We start from the raw sequence: 20,952 nt of genomic DNA, 5'->3' as shown, positions 1-20,952 counted from the left end.
CTCAGTCGGGATTAAATGCTTCGATATGCTCCAGAAACCAGTGTTCTTCCTCTGTGCCAGGATCAAAGCGAAACAAGTGAAAAAAGGGGGATGACTCTGGCGCAAGGATCATCACTTTGTTCAGGACTCGCCCGATGGTACGGATGAAATCGAGGAACCGGGCGACCTGCTCTCTGAGCGTTGTCTCGTCCTGAAAACCTTTGACTGAGATGTCAAACTCTATTGCCCTATCCCTGCCTGTGGAGCAATAGCAACCAACGGCCAGGTGCTCCTTGTCAATCAGGATGACTGGGGAGTCCACAATGTGGAAGAGTGGGGAGTTCTCGTACTCTTGGATGAGCGCAAAAAAGTCTTCAATACGCTCCGGGAGTGGCCTTTGTTCTCCACCAACGAGAAACTCAATCGCATAGGGACTCGCGTGGAGAAAGGGGAAAAAGATGTGCCAATCCTGTTCATCTGCTTCAAGAACCAAAATGCTACGTGCCTCGTCCCCAGGCATCCCCTCATTCATGGTAAAGGCCTTTTTATATATCCTCAAGAGATCATCTTCCATGCAACTCCTCCTTTTGGTTTCGTCTCTCGTTCTTTCTCGCTTGTTCTCCTCATTCTATCACAAAGATATTTCTGCCCACCTGTACTAGTGGTCAGTCCAGTTAGGTTTGCTTGATGGGATAAAGCCGTTCGAGCTTCACACGAGCATCATCAGAGGTAAAACACCAGGTGATGGTACAATGCTTGTCATTGCGCTCGGTCTCAAGGGCTTGGAAGCGTCGAAGCAGCGTTGCTTCGTCACCGACCCGATGAGACAAGCACCCCCGAGAAAAGATCCCGATCTCGATTTCTGCCATGTTGAGCCAACTGCCATGTTTGGGCGTAAAATGAAACTCCAGACGACGTAAGATGCGCCGGGCCTCGGCTGGCGCAAAGGTCTCGTAGAGGGCCGCAGGCGTGTGAGTACTCAGATTATCCTGGACCACCCGGATATATTCGGCGTTGGGATACGCTTCGTCCACCAGCCATTGCATACAGCGGGCGTAATCCTGTTTCGTGCGCTGGTGAGTCACGCTGACATGCCTCCAGCCAGCCTGGGGTTCGACAAAGAAAAAGGCATTGCGGGTACCATTGCGTTGATATTCATAGTCTGTACGCGCGGAAACTCCTGGCGCAACAGCTTGGGAAGGAGAGACATCGGCGACCAAAGAAACCGGTTTTTCATCAAAGCACACCGTGGGATACTGCGGATCGTACTCCTCTTCATAGAGTTCGAGCACATCTTCCATGGCTGCCACAAATGGTGCTCCTACCTGTGGAATGCACCATTGCTCGTGTTGCCACGGCTTGAGTTCGTTTTTTTCAAGAGGTGACGGATCGTCTCCGGCGAAATGGACTCGACAAAGCCAAGTTCTACCGCCTGGTCGGCGAGCAAGCGCACGGTCCAATGATCATGGCCATCTGGCACAGGGCTACACGTTATGGCCACCAGGTGAGCTGATTGAACTGGAGTAAGGGCGTGCCGTCGGTGGGCTTGGGGCTGATCCTGGAGCACACGGGCCAGACCGCCCTCAGCATACCGCTCACGAACGCGTTTCACGGTAGAAAGGCTGGTTTCGATGGCTTCCATGATGCGCTGATTAGACCACCCATCTGCGGCTTTGAGCAGGATACGCGCACGGGTCAAGGTTCGAGCATTGGCTTTGCCCCGATGCAACACGGCTTGCAGTTCTTTGCGATCTGATGCAGTGAGTTTGATTGATTCTTTCATCTCTCGACGCTAACACACGAGGGCGTTTCTGTCAAACCTAACTGGACTGACCACTAGAGCAACAGATGTATAACTTTATTTGGCAAGAGAAGGAAGTCAGTTTGTCTGTGAGTTACACGATAATTTTACAGTGCCGGAAACAAATTCAACGGGCTAGATACTATTGGTGGTTTATGATAAGCTATTGAAAACAAAGGCTTGGAGGGAGTATGATTGCTCTGAAAGGGCTTCCAAACAATATTACTACGCAGCGTATGCTAGAACAACATACACTAGAACTACCAGATTGTTGCCCTGTCTCTAAAAATCCTAGGCCTGGAAGCAAAGTTACTATTTCCTATCGCGCAAAAGAAATGGTTTTGGATATCACTCCCCTGTATGCATATATTCATCAATTCGTTGGTGGCCTGCGCACAGAAACAGGCGAACTTGACGTTCGAGATATGGAAGGCATGCTATTGCGTATAGCGCACGATTGTGCTCAAGTTGTTCGTGTCCCTGTGCGGGTTACTGCCCAATTATATGTATTGCCTAAACAAGAGATGAAAATTGTTGCACGAGGGTATCCCCGCGACGTGAACGATTAGTGCTCATAGAGCCGTAAGGAGATTATCGACCTTTTCTAGCTCTACTACATTGAATAGGAAAAAGCGTAAAGCTAAGCAGTCGCCCGATGAGAGGCGACTGCTTAGCTTTTATATGAAAGCATTGTTATTACGGGGATATTGAGAGATAATATTGATAAGTTTCATTATTTCTAGCTGGTATTGGTATTAATTCCTATTGATACCGAGTTTCTGCCTAATGTAATAGGCTTTCGGAGGATAACCACATTGAAGGTTTCGACTTGGTTTGTTGGCGTTGCCGCTCTTTTCGTTACGTGTCTGATTACTGCGAATATTCTTGCCGTAAAACTGATTTCTCCGCTTGGTTTTCTCCTCCCAGCAGGAGTGATCATCTTTCCTCTTAGTTACTTATTTGGCGATGTTTTGACCGAGGTATACGGATATCGTGCGACGCGGTTTGTCATTTGGCTGGGCTTTTTTTGTAACCTCCTGGCCGTGATCGCCTTCTCTTTGGGCGGCCTTCTTCCATCGGCAAGCGTATGGCACGATCAAAATGCATACCAGACCATTTTAGGATCTACCCCTAAGACACTGTTCGCTTCTTTCATCTCTTACCTTGTGGGTGAGTTTGCAAACTCCTTTATCCTGGCGAAGATGAAAATTGCCACCAAGGGACGTTGGCTTTGGATGAGAACTATAGGCTCCACTTTTGTCGGAGAGGGGGTGGACTCGGCGATCTTTATTGGTATTGTTTTTTGGAGCATACTCCCTCTTCCGCTTCTTTTGACGGCTATTTTGACACAATGGATATTCAAGGTGCTCTATGAGGTTGTTGCTACGCCTTTTACCTATGTCATTGTTCGTTTTCTCAAGCAGCGGGAAGGCGTTGATGTCTACGATTATCAGACTAACTTTAATCCGTTTAAGTTAGGAACTCGAGTTGAGAAAGCTTAGATTTTACCAGGATTTTGACCAACGGAATTGAGCGCCTACTTCGCTTAACATACCACGAGCGCGGAGAACTTCATCCTGCCAGGAGTAGAAACGATTCCCTCTTCTGTTCCCTTGACCCGAGCCTGCGCCAACCAGCACGGCGATTTCCTTGGCTCGGGTTAGTGCCACATACAATAGGCGCATCTCTTCTTCCAAGCGATCACGTTGTCCCATTTGTACCCGTTGATTGAATTTACTTTGAGACCGCTCAATTCCTGAAAGCTGGGGAGCTATATCTAGACCAAAGGCATCATCGACCGCATTAAGGTCGCTTTGTACCACATAGTCTGGCTGCATATTCTCATTGTCCCGAACGAGATCTGCCTGTACTTCGGGGATGATTACTACCGGGAATTCTAGTCCTTTTGCGGCATGCACTGTCATGAGCTGTACATACGGTGGCTTCGGGTCTTCCTGAAGAGGCGGTGGATCGACTGCCTCCTCGCGTGCTCCCTGCTCAATGCGGATCTGAATCACGTCCGTAAACATCTCGACTGTGATTGCCTCCTCAACTTCAACGAGGTCTCGTGCGATTTCTCGTAAGCGGTCGAGGTTTCTTGCAACAATGCTGCTATTGTGAAAGGCCTCAACAAAGCCCAGGTCGCGGTAGAGTCTGCCGAGAAAGCCGGGTACGGTGTCTTCCAACAAATCTCTTCGAAGCGTGCGCAGCTTTTCATGCATCTCGTACTGCGCGCTGGGCGCGAATTGGCTCGCGAACCACTTAGTGAGGCGCTCAGGCGCAGGCCCTTGCCGGAGTAGATTCTTCTCAATGTTTACATCACGTGCAGCTCGCATTACTGGTGTCTGTAGGGCTAGCGCGAGCGCAGCGTCGTCGTCAGGTTGCAGAATGCATCGCAGAATACGATAGACTACAACAATTTCCGGTTGTGCATAGAATGATTCTCCTAACGACGAGCGCGCAGGAATCCCTGCTTGCTTTAGCGCATCGAGATAGCGTAACATGCTTGCATTCCCGCGAAAAAGAAGTGCAATGTCACCGAGAGCAAAACCGCGATTGGTGAGGCTTTCAATTTCTCGGATGATGACAGCGATCCGTGCATCCTGATCCCTGTTGCTTTGATTGGTGCTTATATACCGTAAGGGTGGTAGTCCGTAACTGTTTGCGCCCTTACGGCGATGTGGATCTGGTTGTAGCGGTTCGTCTAAGTCGCGCCACCCTTGATCACCAGTAGCCATGCTCTTGAATAACCGATTTTGTGTTTCAATCACTTCAGAACGTGCGCGCCCTGAGATTCTTAATGGTAGAGTGGATACGTTGAAATTACTAGCGATATCTTCGAGAAAATCATGGCGCGTGCCGCGGAAGTAGTAGATTGACTGCTTTTTGTCACCCACAACGACTAACTTCTTGAGCCGCTCATTAAGCCGCTCTACCAACTCCTTCTGCTGGGCATCAGTATCCTGGAACTCATCGATGAAGAGGTAGCGATATCGTTCGGTAACGCGCTGCAGCACCTGGTCATTCTTCAGCAGCTGCACAGTGCGATCCAGTAAATCATAGCTATCTAGCTGCTGTTGGGAACGTCTGAGTGTATCAAAGAACTCAAGCGTCCACCGGGTAGCGTAGGCTACGGCTAAGCTGAAGTTTCGATTCGAATCTGTGAGCGCACGTTGCTCCGTTCGTGTCACAAGCTCGTCGAGGGACAGATTACGGTTCCGAACGTAATCGATGATGTTGAATGCGAGTTTCTGTAATTCATAGTCCGTGAGTTGGTGCTCACCCATGAATAGCTGTTCACGCACAAACGTGCTCGCGGGCGTCTCTTCGAGAAGTTTCGCACGTGTCTGAGCGAACGCCTTTTGTCGTAAATATGTGGAGAATGAGACGTCGCTTTCCCGCGCTACATACTCAGTATAACCATAGGTGTGTAGGAGTCTCCTACAGAACGCATGAAACGTTCCAATGTATGCTGAACCTAGTCGCTCGCTTATATGACGCCATTGCTTTAGGCCCGCTATATCATTGGCTTTGCGTGCTATATGCATTTCCTCGCGCAAAGCGGCCGCCATCCGCAAGCGCAGTTCAGTGGCCGCTTTGCGTGAAAAGGTAATTAATACGAACTGGTCGAGCGTTATAGGCGGCTCTGCTGCTCTTTGTAGGAGCGTTAAGACTGCCGCGATTGTCGTGAAGGTCTTGCCCGTGCCCGCTCCAGCCGATACGACCGTGACTTTCTGGTTGAGAACCTCCTGAACCACCCTGGCTTGCTCTTCGCGTAGGCGTGAGGTGAATGAAAAGCTCATAGTAGTCCTCCCGTCTGCCAACCTATGCATAGGCTTTTCACCGGGCAGTAGTGGCAGTGATCCCCTGGGTGAGCCTGATAGATGCCCTTTTCCACTTGTGCGATAACCTCTTCTATCGAGGCAAGCTCATATTGTGTATTGTTCAATTTTATTGACATGGGATTTCCAATGTGTACGCTGTGCGGACTCTTTACGACGTTCCTGATCAGATTTCCCCACCACCGTACCGCTTGATATCTGCTGTCTGTTGGGTCATTGTTTCTGGATGGCAGTAGCCATTCTTCCGCCAGGAGATCTTCTGTGTAAACGTAGCGCCGATCTCCTCCACGAATGACAAACCTGGTTGCTGCGCGCAAATTGATTGTGCGTCCATTACTGCCTCGTAGTGAAACGAAAGCGTCTTGACGACTCTCGACACGCACTATCAGTTCAGCAGGCCAGTGCTGTTTTATCCAGGCGGGGGCGTTGACAAGTCTACTCTGTGTCTGCTGAGCGAGAAAAAACCAATCAGCGTCAGTGTATCCCGTATAAGTCGCCTTCGCTTGTGCCAATGCCGCTTCGAGCGCAAGTTTAGACATAATGTCTGGGAACTTCTCTATTTGTACACCTGAGGGATATTGTGTCTGGAAGGCTGTCAGTGCATGGGTTAGAAGTGCGCTTTGAACGAGAAATCGTACTTGCCAGGGGTCTCGGTAATAGTTGCCTGTACGGGTCATGCGTTGCAGATAATATCGACGTGGACAGACCTGGAATTGTGCCAATTCACCGACTGCATAGGTGTCTCGCTGCACAAATCCGATAGGGTCGATAGTTGTCTCGACTTTTTGCTGTTCTCCTGCAGTTGGACGATCTGCAAATGGGACTTGGCCGTATTCCAGGATTCTCGCAACCTCGTCTAAGTAGAGGGAAGGACCACAGGCCTGGCGATCATCGATTTCAGCATATGTCAAATGTACGTTTTTGGTAGCAGCTCGTACCGTAGCAAGAAACAAGTATCTTTCCTGAATCTGATGCTGCTGTTGAGAACTGTCTATCTCCGCGAGTGGCCAGTTATCTCCTGGCGGACGCGGCACACGATGCTCATCTACTCCGAGGTAATAGATGATGTCTTTTTGCAGGCCATCCAGGCTCTCTGGTCCTGTCACTGTGATACGCTCGTGATTCTCAGCGTCCTCGCGTTGGCGTATAAGCGAGTTCAAAACTTCCCCGACTTCTTCGGCGTCCAGTTCGAGCTCTGACGAATCCTGGAAACTTTGTAGGGCGATCAGGATGTTCCGAATAATCTTTTTTTCATCCTCTTGTACATCCTGCAAATCAAGTGTCTCAAGTGTTGACTGGAGCCGCAGGATTTGTTCAGAGAGGATCCGCGTTTGCCCATCGAATAATTGCTGTGTGAGTGACACCACAATATCCATGGCCTTGCGCCATAAGGCGGAGTCATCTGGTGTGCACCAGGCTGCAAGTGTACGGCCTGCAGCACTTTTACTGATTGCGGCATCAAGGGCTGTGAAGGCTCTTTGCCAGGAGTCATAGTTCTCGCAATGTGCGAAGAAGGCAGGCTCAATAGATCGGAATAAAGGCACTGAATTCTTCGCACGTCGACCTAACCAACCTGACGCCAGGATGCTCCTAAACAGCTCCGCATGTAAGATGAGCTTTCCGTTTGACCAGGCATTGTAGAGTGAGAGGACGAAGCGACCAACAGGTGTGAGCAATAAGTGTGCTGGCGGGATGTCAAAACGCTCGGCAAATGCTGGATCAAGCAAGGCGGCTTCTTCGCGTAAGAGTGTTCTATACTTCAATGGATCACGGGTTACTACCGCTATCTGATGCTCCGGATTCGCGTCAAGGTAACGTTTCAAGTGTTGCACACATGCCGCTACCTCTTGCTGCCGGGTAGGGTAAGCTTCGATGACTACACTTTCTGGCTCTCCTGTGCCTCGCACGCTTTCCTCACTGAATAGACTCTGTTGTAGCGCCACCAGTGCTGTGGGTTCTCGGAGACCGCGTAATAGTTCTTGCACTTTTTTGTGTGGAAGGGTTTGCAGTTTATGATATGTATGTTTGATTGCTTCAAACCCTTCCACCTGAGTTGCTCGGAAGGGGAGAATAAACCAGATGGTGCATTTGGGAATGCGAAGACAGCGCTCCACGAATAGCAACTGCAGTGGGGTCAAGCGCGTAAAGCCCTCCATGACTACGAGCGGTGGTGGCTGAAAATCATCGCTTAAAAGAAAGGCCCGTGCTGCTGTCTCGAATAAGACTTCGTCTTGTGATGTGAGCTGTTGACGGAAACTGGTTTGGATTTTCCCCATTAGTTCTGCCACTGCCGGGTCCACAAAGAGATTTTCGTGCTCAAGTGAACTTACTGTTAAGTCTAAGCCTTCTTCTTCCACTGCCCGGATTGCTTCGATCCACGCATATCGGTCTCGCAATACTTGTTCTCGCATCTCGGGTTCCAGGTCTAGGGAAAACACTGCTCTGCGCAGGTGCACAAGTTCGGATACGCGTGTGGCGATGCGTGGTTGCGGCCCGAGTGCCATAAAGTGTATCAAGGCTTTCCGAAATAGCAATTTCACGCCAAATTCCTGTTGGCGGCTGATCTCCCGACGTAGACGCTCTTGTATTTGGATCTCGGGAGCCAGGTTACGACGTTGCCATTCTAAACCTGCCGTTGGTACCAGGTACCAATAATCCGGCATCGGTTTTTCACTTGTCCAGGTATTAAGATATGGCAACCCTAACCGATTGCGCAGTAAATCGTCATGGGGTGGGTTCCCTTCATAGGTGAGGAACACCACTTGCTCTTCCCTGGCTGGAGATGGTTGGGTTGGCAGAATGTTCTGAGGAACCGTTGTTTCTGCTTGCTGAGTTGCTTCCTGTTGCCCCCCTCCAAGAGCTTTGACGATTGCAGACCACTCGGAAGCAGCCAGCTGTGATTGCGGACTTTCGCGTTGACATTGGTCCAGCCAGGCAAGGAACCCATCAACTGTGAGATCCTCTGCCAGGGCAACGGGTTTGATAGCTTCCTCTTCTGCAAAGCCCTTGTCTGCCCATTGTGTACGTGTAATAAAGGGAAGGGCGACCATGACGCGAAAGCGGAGTCTTTCAGGAGGCAAATTTTTTTGCCTGAGAAGTCTCTGAATTTCGAGTCTTTGGTTCTCTACCTGGGTGACTGGAGTAATTTGTGGCTTATACCAGTCTACCATTTCCCAGGCAATATTATAGATGGCATCGATGTTGTCTATGAGGCATCCCTTGCATTCAATGACAATAGCCCCATAATGACGACTAAGCACAAAAATGTCAGGTGCGTAGGAATATGATCGTCCCTTGCGATAGAGGCGGTAGCCGTGCCAAGCAACCCCATCATCATCTTTTAACGCTTCCTTGACGATATCCCACACATCACTCTCGGCCCTATATTCTGGTGCCGTGTCTTCAGGGAAGAACCTCATTTCGCTGACTCTCGCTTCTTGTTAGCTAACCATGGCGTAGGTCCAACCATATACATGGCGATGCCTAGACGTCACGAATGAGTTTGATTACTATCGATGTGCTCCGAGAGGAGGCAATTTCACGGTAATGGCACTATACTATAATGCTTGAGGTTATAGTTGTCAATATGATGCACAACATTTGCAAGACTTATTTATCCACAAAATAGATTCTGAGAATTATGCTGGCTTCCCGTTGCGTAAATGAGGGCAACGACTTGCTCAGAATGCGATGAAATAAGTGACGAGTCGCTGAAATCTGTGAGGTGCTAGAGCGATGGATCAAGGAGATGGCTAAGATTGCGAAAAGTTGCTAGAGGCTGTGGAACGTCGCTTGTGCGTTAACAGAAGCGGCTTTGAAGGAAACATTGCGAACGTAATGGAAGCAGTTTTGAATGCCATAATAGATATGTTCCTCTGGCGTCTGGTGCTTTCGGCCCTGTGTCTAGATGTCACACCACCACTTGCTGACAATTGGTAGTGCTCATTAGCAAGGTAGCGAAGGGGATGCTTGCCATCGGTTGTATTGATCACTGTTAGGAGGACCCTCTAAAGCATCTGCTATATACTGAGTACTGTTAGGCCATGTAGAAGCCATGAGGCTCTCCTCTCCATACTAGACGTTACTGTTAGTATGGCATACTTGGGCTCGTTTCCCTTACGCTATTTTTTGCGTCTACACATTGCATCACGAGAAGTCGTACCCACAAGGAAGATTTCTTCTGCTGTTTTTTTCCTTATTGGATCCAAATCGGCATTTCTTCGTGCTCTATGCTAAAGTGATGAGCCACTTCATGGAGGATCGTCTTTCTGACCTGCGCGCGGATACGATCAAGATCGCCCTGACAATAGTCTTCAATAGTGCATTGATAGATGGTGATACGCTCGGGCAAAAGCGAGTAGTGGCTCCCATAACAGGCGAGCGGGATGCCCTGATACAATCCCAACAGAAGACGCCCATCACCAGTACCTACTCTTTCGAGGGTCTCGGCGTCCGGTTCATCTTCGATCAAGATTGCCAGATTGTCCATGTGTTTCTGAAACTCGTCGGGAATGGAATTGACAGCCTCCTGGACCAGCCGGTCAAAAACGTCAGGTTGCAACCTGGTTCTGCGGTTGCCAGGCTTTTTTGTTTGTGCTTTCTCATACACATTCCCTGATTGTCTGTTCTTTGCTGTATGTGTAGCAGTCGAGCGAACCTTTAACAGATATCCCGTTCCGACGATGAGGAGGAGTATCAGTCCACTGGTGATCAGGAGTGCGGAAGAGCTATCTATAGCACGAGATAGGGGAATATACAGGACAAAGAATGAGCAGAAGCCGAAGAAGAGGAAAATGAGCAGTTTCACTATTATGACTACCCACCTCCACGCATTCTTGTGAGTATGCGTTCGCTGATTCGTCTTATCTGACCCGGCTGCGTTCTTGCCAGAGGCATCGAGATCGTCAGCATCATCAGAAGAGTGAGCAGACTTCGTCGTTGTCATCGTTGACCTCCTCTTATCTTGGAAACTATTTCCCTCTTCATAAAGAGAGATGTAGCTTCCCCTCCGCTATGAAATAGGCAGGATTCTTCCTTCTGATAGATCAATGCCTGATGAATTAGTGCGACACGTAAGAGAGACGCGCAGCACTTCTTTGAATATAGCACTTTTGCTCTCAGAAACAAGCCAGACCATCACCCGCTTTTATAGCGAATTCAAAGAGAGGAACACAATCATTTTTTTGTTGCACCCCTGCCAAATCGAGTCAATCTCATCCAGATGGGGGAGGATGCTTTGTGTAGATGGCTGAAAAGTTAGATGTGTATCTTCTTTTTTTATTTCCATCAAAGAGGTATAGCTGCTTCCTACAACTATACCTCAAAGGAACAGAGGTTACACCTGTGTTTACGAAAGGGTATGAGCCACCATACGATTGAGATGGAACCAATGACCACGTGTGTGAACGAAAGCAACATTTTGCTCCCCAGCTTTTTGAGGGTCCCGACATTACCAAAATTTGGTATTATATTATTTGTAGAATTTACTGCCCCAAAAAAACGCTTTCTTGAACTGTGCCTCTCCCTTGCACTGGATATGGCCTCTCAAGAAGCCGTATCCAGTGCAAGGTCGCGTGTGTTAAGAACGCCTGCGTTGTTCTTGCTGGAGCAGAGCTCTCATTTCTTCTTCGGGAAGGCAATCTGCTGGACGTTCGTTCGCGGGCTATGGTTCCTGCCGCGCGTCACCAATGGTTGCTTCGGTGACCAGGCGCCGGGTGAAGCCGAAAGGGAAGCGGAACGTGGGATCATCGATAATCCACAGGTGATAGTGGTTGGCGGTGTCCACTTCGCGTGAGCGCGCGGGGAAGAGTTCGATGCCTTCGCATTCTGGTCCGACGAGTTCATCTTTGATGCACATTTTGTCCCTATAGGGCAGAAATGTTCCACGATCCAGGCGTCGGAACGAGAGGTGGATCAGGTCTGGCCCACTGTCATGTGCCTTGAAGCGTCTGCGATGGACCTGATAACGACTATTACGATAGATCTCACTTTCAGGATCACGTGGATCTTTCTCACATTGGACGAAAGGTGTCCAGGGGATGCTTAGAAGATCGTGTTTGGGATCTTGTTTCTTGCGTTTCATAGTTTTTCTTTCTCTAGAAAGCAACAGGCTACGCCTTGATAAGGCACCGCCTGACACGTTTCAAACCATTTTTGCTTTGTTGGCTCAGCGCATATCGTCGTTGTGAGGATTCCTCTGCTCTTGCTGTGCCGTAAGAGGAGTTCCTCTCATGTGCTGACAATACTGTTCCGCCGTTTGGGCGCCAAAGAACCCTGTGAGGATCGCCTGAGCGTCAAAATGCTGGCCAAAGCAAATGCCACCTGGTGCAAATGAGAGCACCGCTAGAGCCTGTGCAACATGATTGAAGAGCTTAGCAGTTTCTCCTCTCACCTGGCTTCCAAAGAGGAGGACATCTCCCTTTGATGCAAGCAGTGTTCCTACCTGACGGGCTGCTTCCAGGTCATTCTCATCGGGACCCTGCCGTTCATAGAGTCCTAGCACACGAAGAGGAACGGCGGCACTGAGCGCAATGGCGAGATGGCTTGAGGCAACTGAAGAACGCTCAGTGAAGAGCGGCGGTGCACCCAGGGGAGGATGAGATATTCCCCCCTCCTGGCTCGCTGCCGCTCTTCGCTCGGCGCGGCGTTGGCGTTTTGCCTGTCGGTCTGACATACGTTATCTCCTTTTTTGAACACAACAATGCCTCCTGCCCAGCCGTGATCATGGCCGGGCAGGAGGCATTCCTTTTCCATGACAAGAGCACACAGATGACGCGTTTTCTCTGTGTGCTTGTCGTCTTGATGATGCTCCCTGCCTTCCCTCCTACCTGTCTGTAGCCGTGTGCTTGAGACACAGCAGGAACGTGCTCCGATCGTCATGTGAGTCGCGCTCTTGCTGGAACCAAAGCAGGACAAAACAGTGGGAGTGGAGAGGGAAGAGAAGATGATGATGAAATGCGCGCAGAGAAACTGGCTAGGGTGTGGGCCAGTCAATGAGCGTTGAGAGGATGCCACAATCGTAGGTGATCCCTAGCGCTCTCAACTGCTCCAGGTGGCTTTCGACATTCAGACCCTGACGCCTCAGCCAGATGGCTGTATGCTCAAAGGTGTGGTTACACTTGTAGCGCCATCCAGTCTTGGTCGGCCTGGCATGGCACTGCTGGGGCTCTTGAAGCCAGGTATAGAGCACATCGAATTGACGTTGATCCAACATCGTCACGCCGTCCCTCCCATCGTGCTCCCATTACCGCTTTCGCTGTCCTCTGGAGAAGGTGCCCACTGAGCCTCTCTCCTATCTTGGAGCGGATTCGCCGGAGTGGAGAGGGATCCTTCATAGCTGATCTCAGCACACCTGATCCAGGACAGCAGGAAGAGTTGCCACGCGACCTCAAGCAGCGTGGTGTCCTCGTCTCTGGGAAACAGGAACCAGATGGCGCTGGGGAGGCGTTTCTGACAGCCTGGGAGCATTTCTAGGTCTATCCAGAGAGTGATCTCGGTCAGCACCTCTGTCCAGGGAGTGAAGAAGAGATGGAGACAGTAGAGCCGCGCCGGGTGTGTCACCTGATCTTGCCGGGAGAACAGTTCGTCAAAGCATTGCCAGTTCATCCGCAGAGCATAGCCATGGGCATTAAAGCAAAGCTGATTGACCAGAGCGATGGCCTCCTGGAGCGAGGCCTCATCCTGGATTACCTGACGGCTTCGCTCATAGGACATCGTTCCCAAGGTTACCACCTGCCAGGGACGTGTGGCGAGACGGGTGCGCAGCGCCTCTTCCTGGCGGGCACAGGAGGCGAGGGTCCGCTGGAGCAGGACTACCGCGCTCGCCAAGCGTGTGCCTTCTCCCAGGCGAGAAAGAGGGCCAAAGAGCATGTCAGGGTCAGGGTCATCCTCGAGCTCATGCACCAGTTCCCAGCAGGCATGCAGCACGCACCGATCAAAGGCGAGCACCTCCATGAGCAAACCAGGATCAGACCTGGTTCCCGTGAGTACCTCATGCAGGAGCTCACTCGTCCACCCACGCGCATCGGCTTCAAGCCAGAGTTGTTTGAGTGCACGCTCAGTTCGCTCCATATCGGTACTCCCAAGAATGGCAGCGGTGGCGAGGCGCTGCTGCAAACACGCCTCCACCTCTTCCAAGAGCTCTGCAACGATCTCCTCCGAGAAGAGATGCTCCATTCCCCACGTGTGCGCCAGGGCAATGGCGCGTTTCCAGGTTGCTCGCTCTTCCTCCCACTCCTCTTCGAACGAGGTATAGGGCAACGTGGGTGGACACTGAGCATGGGCCAGTTCGTGCAGGAGTGTCCGCAGAGCCTGTTCCTCGGATATCTCTGAGGAATACCAGACCCAGATGTCATGATCCTCGATGGAATAGGCCCCTGCCGCGCGAAAATCCAGTGGCTGGCGAACGACCAGGAGGTCGCTCACCTCGATTCCCGCAGCCCTGGCACACTCCCACAGGTGGAGAAACGCGTCAGGGGGCGGATCAATCAAGGGGTCAGGCGCCTCAGGAGGCAGGGACGCACGCAGTTCCTGAAGTTGACGGGTGAACGTGGACTGTCGGCGGTTATGCATGTGTGGCTCTCCCTTTCGCGCGTGGGGTAGAGGTGGTAGGCACGGCAAGCTGTGTGCCCAGGCGTTGCATGACGACAAAGAAGCAGTCCGCCAGTGCCTGGTCTTCTGGCATCTCGTGTAAGGCGCGCCAGAGATCCTGATAGGCTGCCTGCCAGTACTGCTGTTTGGCATGGAGCAACCCACGAATGTGAAAGAACCGAGCACACGTGGGATGGAGCCTAATCGCAGCGTTGTCGCCCTCTCTCCCCTGGCATGGCTTGTGTTGTGCGGGCAACGGTTAGTCCTCTCCCGCGCGTGCCATGGTGCAGAGCACAGCATGGAAAGCCTGGGCACGTTGAAGGGGATCAGGTGAGGGTGACAGGGTGATCCCACATCGTTCGCAGAGATCGGAGAGCCGCAGACCCAATTCACCGAAGTAGGCCCGGGTATGGGTGCGCAGATCCTCCATCTGCACACTAAGAGGCGGGAGATGCAACTGTGCAGCGGCTTCTGCAAGTCGAGCCAGGTCATAGTCGCGCTGAAAACTAAGCAAGAAGCGATTCTGGCAGGCCTGGGCAAGCCGAGCCCACACCTCAGGCAAAGAGGGCGCCGACGCCAGCCGCTCTGCGCTCAGGCCATAGGTCTCCCCGCGTGCAAAGGAGATGGGCTCCGTTGGGCGAAGCACAAGATGCTCGATGGGCAGACCTGCTCGATCAACCAAGGTGACCGCGATGATCTCAGCGTCATGTGAGAGCCCGGCGGTGGTCAGGTGGAAAACGGCCAGATCGGGGCGGGCCAGCATCTCTTGCGCCCAGCGGATCTCCCGCAAGGGTGGCAGTGGTGGGAGGGTGTGCAGGGCGTAGCGCAAGTAACCAATCTCCTGCTGCATGCGGATTTGGATCTGCATGAGCAGGTGCCCAAGTTGTTCGCGTCTCTGTGCTCGCGCTTTGTGAGAGAGGCCTGAGGGCATGAGGCTTGCCTGCTGCTCTTCTTCCAGGAGGGCACGAGCCTGTTCGATGGCCTGCTGATAATCAAAGCGTGGTGGGTTGGTATGCGTCATAGAGCATTCCTTTCAGACAAAGGACGACAGCCTCCCACTACGCATGTGGGAAGCTGTCGTCACCAGAAAACAATGGGGAAGAATGTTGCATGCCTGGGAGATCGTGAGATATGCTCAGAGAGGAGAGAGCGTTGGAGGGAATCCCGCTCTCTCTTCACTGGGCCTCTTCAGGGGTGATGTTGCAGATCTCGACCCTGAAGAGGTGCTTTGTGTTTAGCGTTGATCCTCACGTCTCTGCTGCAGCAGGTGTTCAACGGAGGCCAGGGCCTCGCGTATCTCTTTGAGCTTGTCGGGCAAGATGTAGTAGTAGTTATGCGTCCCCTGTGGTTTCACTCCAATCAGCCTGGCAAACAGTAAGAGCCGCAAATGATGCGAGACGACGGGCTGGCTGCGTGGTATTCGTTCTACCAGTTCACTCACACAGAGGTTGCCGCCTTCTTGGGCCAGCAAGCGGAGCAAACGAAACCGGACGGGGCTCGCGAGAGCCTCAAGAAGGAGCACGAGGCTTGCGTCCTCTTCCAATCCTGCTTCTCGCCAGTCGGTGTTCTCGCCCGGCTCTGAGGCTTTCTCCGTAACGGAGGGCATGAGTGAGAGATGAGGGGAACGTTGCTGCTGTGTGTTCATGGGGTGTATGTATCCTTTCTTCGGTTCTATGAGTGAGTTGTTGGGGAGACGTTGATCGTGTGAGAGCCGTGATGGAGGGCTACGGCAACGGGGAAGGGAATGGTTATTCATGAGCGGAGGTTCTCTGCATGGTCTGTTGCTGTGAGATGTCCTGGCAGGGCGGTGTGTGCGAGGGTAATGGCAGTGGGGTGACCTGAAGAGAGCGCTTCGTGTAAAAGATGATCAATTGGGCCACGCGTTTGGCGAGGGCGCGATGTACTGCGGGAGTGAGTTGTTCCAGTTGTCGCCAGTCGGTGAGGGACGCCAGCCGATGGAGCCGTGGCAGGAGCAGGTGAGGAAGCAGACGCAATGGGGCGGGCGGGAGCAGAAGGCTCCAGATAACGTAGCTTGTGCTACAGGTGCTTACCCGACATCGGCGTGTTCTTACTCCACCTTCGATCCTGACCAGGAATTGATCGGTATAGCGCCAGGTGCGAAAGCCACAGGGGGTGAGTGCTCTGGCGCGTGTCGGTGGCGCCGGCGGAATATGGGTAAAGTCGAGATGCTGGCGTCGCCACTCCTGCTGCCACCACGTGGCCAGGCGCCGTTCCATCTCGTCGTTGAATGGCGTCAGGACCTTGTCGCGGTAGGGCAGAAAGAAGCGCGCGGGTTGTGGGAGTGGACCAAAGGGTTTGAAGAGCTGCTTGGGAGTGTCAAAGCCCTCAATACGAGCGAGGACGTGTTCGGGAAAGATGTGTCGGTAGCCATGCTCCTGGTCAGTCACGTTGGACGGGTCACTGGTAAATTCTATGAGCCAACTCTCGGCAGTATGCTTGTAGATGCCAGTGAAGGCCTCCAGTTCTTTGAGCAGAAAGCGATAGCGTGTATATTCTCGACGCATTAAAATTCCTCCTTTTGTTGTATGGAAAACAAGACATGAAAAACTGGCTCACCTACTTGCCAATGCAAGTAGGTGAGCCAGTGAACACGAAGAAAATGCGATGGGAATCTATGATGAACAGGAACCTCGTTGTTCCTTGCCCTTTGATGACGAGTTTGCGCAAGCGGAAGACGAGTTTGCGCAAGCGGAAGATGAGTTTGGCGCAAGTGGGAGACTATTCCAACGTGGGTGTTGACTGGCTAGTCATATGAAGCCTTTTCCAGCACTCAGTTTGGAATGGTCTCCTGAAAAAAGTATGTATCTCACACAATAAACAGGATTGATGATTACGCCAACAAAAACGTGATCAAACAGGTAAATCCGCTTATTGAGGCCAGCAAGAGGAGCGTTGCGATGATCGCGCCACGGATATGTATCTGGGTGGGACGGTCGCCGCGCCTGGCTCGGGTTGGGCGATAGGGATCGTAGCAGACCGGGATCGGGCTCTTGAGAGAGAGATGTCCCGATACCGTAAGCTCTCCCCGGATCGGGCGCTTCAAGATAGTGATCCCGGTATACTCAATGATCGAGACGGTATAACGACCGTTTTTGCTCTGACGGGTCTCGTGCCTGACCACATGGCCACGCGTCAACTGGCCGCGCTCGTGTAAGATCATGAGCTTGCGCACCCAGAGATACCAGACCAGCAACGTGACCATCTGGGCCAGCCCAGTCAAGAAGAGAGATCTCCAGAAGACACTCCAGGCGCGCTCCTGCGAATAGCCTTGAAAGACCAGGAAGGCCTCGTGGGGATTGGCAGGATTATACGAGCACGTTGTCGTCGTGCCGACCGCATACTGGTTCACGATATCCTGGGCCTCAGCCTCATCATAAAAGGAAGTATGGTCAGGCCCATCATAGCCCGAACTGTCCACTCCAGAGGTTCCAGGCGCAGAGACGGTATAGGAAAAAGAAGGAGCATAGGTGGTATAATCCGAGCCATTTTTGACATGGTGCTGCTCGCTCGTTACCTCCCCACTGGTGATGGTACAGGTGCCCTGGACAAAGCGGCTATAATAGTCCGCCCGATACAAGCCGCCACAGGCCGGAATGAGCAGAGCAATGAGCAAGACCACCATTTCGCCCAGGGCCAGCAGAGGCCTGGAACGAGGCCGCAGAGGACAGTCTGTAGAAGCTTCTTCCGAGATATCCGTTGTACGAGAAAACATACGCTTTACACCTCTCCCGCACGCCCTTATCCTGGTCGCGCTGGGTCAATTGATCTCTTTTGTAAACACTACAATAGTGAACGAAAGGCTTCGTAGAGTATCCAAAGACCAGCGAAGAGGTGGCGTGTTTGTGGATTCTCATATATGGCTCTTGTCCACATTCGGGCTTTCTGCTTGCTTCCCAGGAGGTGATAACATACAAGGAAAAACTTTCAAGGAGACCATTCCAAACTGAGTGCTGGAAAAGGCTTCGTATGACTGGCCAGTCAACACCCACGTCTCCCACTTGCGCCAAATTCGTCTTCAAAGGGCACAATGTTCCTGGAATGGCATCAGAATCAGCGCAGGTAGTAGGTCAGGACCACATCTCGACGGTTATGCCCCAGCGCTCGTGAGACAGCGAGTACTGCCTCCTCATCCAGAATGCCACGCGGAAGTCGACCAGTGGCAGGAGGGAGTGGCAGCCCTGAGAGTTGCTGATAGAGCGCCTGCGCATACTGCCGACGGTAGGCGTGAATATCGAGGTGACTGGGGATATGAGCAAAGACCTTTTCTTCCTCGTTCCTGCCTTGTACCAGGCTGAGCACGGTTGCTTCTTGCCCTGATATGACCGGGACCTGGCGCACTTTGCCCCCCTTGCCCTGAACGTGAATTACGATGTGTCCATCCGGCTCCTCCTGAATCTGTCCAACCCGGAGCATGCTCACTTCGCGCCGCCGTAATCCGGTGACGCGAAGGAAGGCCAGCAGGGGTTGCCAGTGCTCAGGTTGAAAATGGGGCGAGGATTGTTCTTCAGACCCAGGAGTCTGGCGAGAACGGTGAATGGCTTCCCGGTGACGTGGTGGAAATGAAGCGTTTTCTGCCAGGAGTGGAGAGCCAAAGAAGAGCCGTAATGCGCTGCGTTCGGTGGCCAGGGTCCAGGGGCTATAGCCCTCCTGTATGTGCAAGAGCAAGTAAGCCGAGACGAGTTTGTCTGCACGCTGGTCGACCTCGGCCAGGCGTTTGGTACTGTGAGTCGCGCGGCACCAGCGCAAAAAGCGCATCACCATGTCCTGGTAGGTTGCCCGGGTCTGAAAGGAGTGGATCTTCCCGTCAGAAAACGACCAGAAGTGCTCGCCTTGTGCACGAGCCTGCGCTTTGGCATCGGCACGGCTTTGGCCGATGGCCATCAAGCCATCAAGCCGCTGAAGGGCTTCATAGAGGAGTCCGGGTCGTTTTCCCATGGCGTGTACATATCCTGCTTCGGTTGAAAGGCATAGTTTGCCCCTGGAAGGCAAGCGTTCAGTTCAGTACTTCCGAAGCGGTGGGCAGGTACCCGGAGGGGCCATGCCAGGCGGGATGAAGACAGGGAGATGCTCCGTTCTCTCGAAAACATCCTGTTTGTCTGTTTATTCTTCCATCGGAAGAGGCCCGCTGGAGATCAGACAGACCCAGACAACACGATGCTTCTGCCTTCATGTGGGTGTGACGCCAGGGAGCAGAGCTACCACCTGGCGCACGTGCAGCGCCAGAAAATCCCTGGGCGAATGGAGCGACTCGACATTCACCCAACGATCTCCCTTCTTGTGCGCTACGGCTCTCACAAATGAGAACACATGTTCACCTGTAATACGGGCGGGACTCTGTTGTGGTTACATATTTTTCCTGCCTTTCTGAGAAAAGACTGTGTTGTCGTCAGTGACCCCACGCCTAAAGGCCTGATTCTTACCCACATTTAGGAAGTGATAGAATCAAGGATGAAGACGCAAGAAGTATGAGACGCCAAGAGTTGGGCCGAGCACACCTTTGGGAACGTCCAATTGCACGATAGCCGCCGAACGAGACGCACCATCCAGGCAGCCAGCAACCTGGCGGAGAACCCTCTGGGTTCGCTGCCTGCTCAAATGCACGACTGGAAAGGGGCAAAAGCCTTGTATCGTTTGCTCAACGAGCCAGACGTGACCTTTGCTGCCTTGATGCAGCCGCATGTTCAACAGACGAGGGAACAAGCTGCATCCTCTGCAGTGATGTTGCTGGTACAAGATACCACCGATATCGATCTGTCGCATCGCCACAAGATCAGTGGGACGGGGCAAATTGGCAATGAACGTGGGCGTGGTTTCGCGCGTGCAAACAGTGCTTGCTGTGCATCCCCCTACCAAGGAAGTGCTTGGCTGTATGGCTCAAGAACCCTTTGTGCGCATTGCAGCACCCAAAGGGGAACAACGCCATCAACGGCTCAAACGCAAAGAGCGTGAAACCGATGTCTGGATGCGCCAGGTAGGTGCCATTGGGAAGCCTAAGCCAGGAAGCACTTGGGTCCATGTTGGGGATCGAGGCGCGGATATGTTCCCGTTTTTCCTCGCATGCCAAGCGAACCAGACGCACTTTCTGGTGCGAGCGGCTCAGAATCGGCGCACGGAAGCGGACGAGGAAGAGATCACGTCTTCTCTGGATCGCGCCCGCGCCTTTCCAAGTCAGCAGAGCCGTCCGCTGGAGGTGCCAGCTCGGCATGGACACAAAGCGCGTTCGACCCAGGTTCAGCTTGCCTTCGGACACATGACCCTCTTGCCCCCACGCAATGAGCCGCAAGCGAGCAACGACCCCTTGACCGTCTGGGTCATCCGCGTCTGGGAAGAACTGGCTCCGGAAGGTGAAAAACCGTTGGAATGGATCTTGTTGACCTCGGTTCCCACCACGACGCTCGAACAAGCACGGGAGCGTGTGGACTGGTATCGGCAACGCTGGCTGGTCGAAATAGTCCAATCGCAAATGACAAAAACGAAGCTGTTCAGAACGTGGGGAAGTGGGGATCACATAGCGGATCTCCACTTCCTCGTCGGTGACTACCACACGGTCAATTAACAACTCAACCAATTGTCGCTTCTGCTCAAAGGTGGCCTGAGCCAACCCTTGCTGGACACGCAGGCAAAAAGCCTCAATGGATTGGACCATGGCAGCGAGTTCGTCGTGGCGTCCCACGCTGGCCTCTAACTGACGCACCTGTTCAGCAACCCCTTGCAACCGTT

20 protein-coding genes are annotated in these 20,952 nt (G+C 52.4%); 4 read left to right on the top strand and 16 right to left on the bottom strand.

Annotated features, from left to right (window positions below):
• Position 1: 1 nt before the first annotated feature.
• The 3 genes from JMJ16_RS01050 to JMJ16_RS56615 all read right to left on the bottom strand — a co-directional run bounded on the left by JMJ16_RS01050 (position 2) and on the right by JMJ16_RS56615 (position 1,762).
• Positions 2-553 carry a hypothetical protein gene (locus JMJ16_RS01050; protein ID WP_201377726.1) on the bottom strand — a complete coding sequence of 184 codons (552 nt, stop codon included), beginning with the start codon at positions 551-553 and terminating at the stop codon, positions 2-4.
• Positions 554-653: 100 nt separating this feature from the next.
• A complete protein-coding gene (locus JMJ16_RS56620) occupies positions 654-1,313 on the bottom strand; it encodes an IS630 family transposase (RefSeq protein ID WP_374228975.1) in 660 nt (219 codons plus the stop codon).
• A complete protein-coding gene (locus JMJ16_RS56615; protein WP_374228905.1) occupies positions 1,301-1,762 on the bottom strand; it encodes a helix-turn-helix domain-containing protein in 462 nt (153 codons plus the stop codon). The genes JMJ16_RS56620 and JMJ16_RS56615 overlap by 13 nt, the downstream gene beginning before the upstream one ends.
• Positions 1,763-1,971: 209 nt before the next feature.
• Here JMJ16_RS56615 and JMJ16_RS01040 point away from each other — a divergent pair, with 209 nt between their 5' ends.
• Positions 1,972-2,349 (top strand): hypothetical protein, encoded by a 378-nt coding sequence (locus JMJ16_RS01040; RefSeq protein WP_201377723.1) that lies wholly within the window; start codon positions 1,972-1,974, stop codon positions 2,347-2,349.
• Positions 2,350-2,595: 246 nt separating this feature from the next.
• On the top strand, positions 2,596-3,282 hold the full coding sequence (locus tag JMJ16_RS01035; RefSeq protein ID WP_201377722.1) for a queuosine precursor transporter: 687 nt from the start codon (positions 2,596-2,598) through the stop codon (positions 3,280-3,282).
• Between the two features lie 3 nt (positions 3,283-3,285).
• Here JMJ16_RS01035 and JMJ16_RS01030 read toward each other — a convergent pair whose 3' ends face one another.
• The 13 genes from JMJ16_RS01030 to JMJ16_RS00970 all read right to left on the bottom strand — a co-directional run bounded on the left by JMJ16_RS01030 (position 3,286) and on the right by JMJ16_RS00970 (position 19,167).
• Positions 3,286-5,583, bottom strand: coding sequence for an ATP-dependent helicase (locus JMJ16_RS01030; RefSeq protein WP_201377721.1), 2,298 nt, complete (start codon positions 5,581-5,583; stop codon positions 3,286-3,288).
• Positions 5,580-9,041: a hypothetical protein gene (locus JMJ16_RS01025; RefSeq protein WP_201377720.1), complete on the bottom strand. Its 3,462-nt coding sequence runs from the start codon at positions 9,039-9,041 to the stop codon at positions 5,580-5,582. The genes JMJ16_RS01030 and JMJ16_RS01025 overlap by 4 nt, the downstream gene beginning before the upstream one ends.
• 776 nt (positions 9,042-9,817) lie before the next feature.
• On the bottom strand, positions 9,818-10,567 hold the full coding sequence (locus JMJ16_RS01020; RefSeq protein WP_201377719.1) for a metallopeptidase family protein: 750 nt from the start codon (positions 10,565-10,567) through the stop codon (positions 9,818-9,820).
• A 717-nt stretch (positions 10,568-11,284) separates the two neighbouring features.
• A complete protein-coding gene (locus JMJ16_RS01015; protein WP_201377718.1) occupies positions 11,285-11,704 on the bottom strand; it encodes a hypothetical protein in 420 nt (139 codons plus the stop codon).
• 84 nt (positions 11,705-11,788) lie between these two features.
• A complete protein-coding gene (locus JMJ16_RS01010) occupies positions 11,789-12,295 on the bottom strand; it encodes a hypothetical protein (RefSeq protein ID WP_201377717.1) in 507 nt (168 codons plus the stop codon).
• A gap of 300 nt (positions 12,296-12,595) precedes the next feature.
• The gene (locus JMJ16_RS01005) at positions 12,596-12,835 is read right to left on the bottom strand and encodes a DUF2695 domain-containing protein (RefSeq protein ID WP_201382679.1); all 240 of its coding nucleotides are present in this window, start codon (positions 12,833-12,835) and stop codon (positions 12,596-12,598) included.
• A gap of 2 nt (positions 12,836-12,837) precedes the next feature.
• The gene (locus JMJ16_RS01000; protein WP_201377715.1) at positions 12,838-14,193 is read right to left on the bottom strand and encodes a hypothetical protein; all 1,356 of its coding nucleotides are present in this window, start codon (positions 14,191-14,193) and stop codon (positions 12,838-12,840) included.
• A complete protein-coding gene (locus tag JMJ16_RS00995; RefSeq protein ID WP_236601102.1) occupies positions 14,186-14,467 on the bottom strand; it encodes a hypothetical protein in 282 nt (93 codons plus the stop codon). The genes JMJ16_RS01000 and JMJ16_RS00995 overlap by 8 nt, the downstream gene beginning before the upstream one ends.
• Before the next feature lie 3 nt (positions 14,468-14,470).
• On the bottom strand, positions 14,471-15,232 hold the full coding sequence (locus JMJ16_RS00990; protein ID WP_201377713.1) for an exonuclease: 762 nt from the start codon (positions 15,230-15,232) through the stop codon (positions 14,471-14,473).
• 213 nt (positions 15,233-15,445) lie between these two features.
• Positions 15,446-15,856 carry a helix-turn-helix transcriptional regulator gene (locus JMJ16_RS00985; RefSeq protein ID WP_201377712.1) on the bottom strand — a complete coding sequence of 137 codons (411 nt, stop codon included), beginning with the start codon at positions 15,854-15,856 and terminating at the stop codon, positions 15,446-15,448.
• A gap of 103 nt (positions 15,857-15,959) precedes the next feature.
• Positions 15,960-16,736, bottom strand: coding sequence for a hypothetical protein (locus JMJ16_RS00980; RefSeq protein WP_201377711.1), 777 nt, complete (start codon positions 16,734-16,736; stop codon positions 15,960-15,962).
• A 326-nt stretch (positions 16,737-17,062) separates the two neighbouring features.
• Entirely contained in the window at positions 17,063-17,944 is an 882-nt protein-coding gene (locus tag JMJ16_RS00975) for a DUF3592 domain-containing protein (protein ID WP_201377710.1), read from the bottom strand.
• Between the two features lie 338 nt (positions 17,945-18,282).
• Positions 18,283-19,167, bottom strand: a complete 885-nt coding sequence (locus JMJ16_RS00970; RefSeq protein WP_201377709.1) for a site-specific integrase — start codon at positions 19,165-19,167, stop codon at positions 18,283-18,285.
• A 576-nt stretch (positions 19,168-19,743) separates the two neighbouring features.
• Between JMJ16_RS00970 and JMJ16_RS56610 the strand changes: the two genes are divergently transcribed.
• Positions 19,744-20,181, top strand: a complete 438-nt coding sequence (locus tag JMJ16_RS56610) for a transposase DNA-binding-containing protein (protein ID WP_236601395.1) — start codon at positions 19,744-19,746, stop codon at positions 20,179-20,181.
• A complete protein-coding gene (locus JMJ16_RS56605) occupies positions 20,102-20,788 on the top strand; it encodes a transposase (RefSeq protein WP_374228976.1) in 687 nt (228 codons plus the stop codon). The genes JMJ16_RS56610 and JMJ16_RS56605 overlap by 80 nt, the downstream gene beginning before the upstream one ends.
• Positions 20,789-20,952: the final 164 nt, after the last annotated feature.

Source organism: Ktedonobacter sp. SOSP1-52 (assembly GCF_016587395.1).
The sequence above is the reverse complement of the archived record's forward strand: the minus strand, read 5'-3'. Positions and strand labels throughout refer to the sequence as shown.

Excerpts from the sequence above, each read along its gene's own strand:
- JMJ16_RS01020 (WP_201377719.1), bottom strand. The coding sequence starts at position 10,567 with ATGACAACGACGAAGTCTGCTCACTCTTCTGATGATGCTGACGATCTC.
- JMJ16_RS00975 (WP_201377710.1), bottom strand. The coding sequence starts at position 17,944 with ATGTTTTCTCGTACAACGGATATCTCGGAAGAAGCTTCTACAGACTGT.
- JMJ16_RS01015 (WP_201377718.1), bottom strand. The coding sequence starts at position 11,704 with ATGAAACGCAAGAAACAAGATCCCAAACACGATCTTCTAAGCATCCCC.
- JMJ16_RS01025 (WP_201377720.1), bottom strand. The coding sequence starts at position 9,041 with ATGAGGTTCTTCCCTGAAGACACGGCACCAGAATATAGGGCCGAGAGT.
- JMJ16_RS01005 (WP_201382679.1), bottom strand. The coding sequence starts at position 12,835 with ATGTTGGATCAACGTCAATTCGATGTGCTCTATACCTGGCTTCAAGAG.
- JMJ16_RS01040 (WP_201377723.1), top strand. The coding sequence starts at position 1,972 with ATGATTGCTCTGAAAGGGCTTCCAAACAATATTACTACGCAGCGTATG.
- JMJ16_RS56605 (WP_374228976.1), top strand. The coding sequence starts at position 20,102 with ATGGCTCAAGAACCCTTTGTGCGCATTGCAGCACCCAAAGGGGAACAA.
- JMJ16_RS01000 (WP_201377715.1), bottom strand. The coding sequence starts at position 14,193 with ATGCATAACCGCCGACAGTCCACGTTCACCCGTCAACTTCAGGAACTG.
- JMJ16_RS01010 (WP_201377717.1), bottom strand. The coding sequence starts at position 12,295 with ATGTCAGACCGACAGGCAAAACGCCAACGCCGCGCCGAGCGAAGAGCG.
- JMJ16_RS01050 (WP_201377726.1), bottom strand. The coding sequence starts at position 553 with ATGGAAGATGATCTCTTGAGGATATATAAAAAGGCCTTTACCATGAAT.
- JMJ16_RS56615 (WP_374228905.1), bottom strand. The coding sequence starts at position 1,762 with ATGAAAGAATCAATCAAACTCACTGCATCAGATCGCAAAGAACTGCAA.
- JMJ16_RS00985 (WP_201377712.1), bottom strand. The coding sequence starts at position 15,856 with ATGAACACACAGCAGCAACGTTCCCCTCATCTCTCACTCATGCCCTCC.
- JMJ16_RS01030 (WP_201377721.1), bottom strand. The coding sequence starts at position 5,583 with ATGAGCTTTTCATTCACCTCACGCCTACGCGAAGAGCAAGCCAGGGTG.
- JMJ16_RS00990 (WP_201377713.1), bottom strand. The coding sequence starts at position 15,232 with ATGACGCATACCAACCCACCACGCTTTGATTATCAGCAGGCCATCGAA.
- JMJ16_RS00980 (WP_201377711.1), bottom strand. The coding sequence starts at position 16,736 with ATGCGTCGAGAATATACACGCTATCGCTTTCTGCTCAAAGAACTGGAG.
- JMJ16_RS00970 (WP_201377709.1), bottom strand. The coding sequence starts at position 19,167 with ATGGGAAAACGACCCGGACTCCTCTATGAAGCCCTTCAGCGGCTTGAT.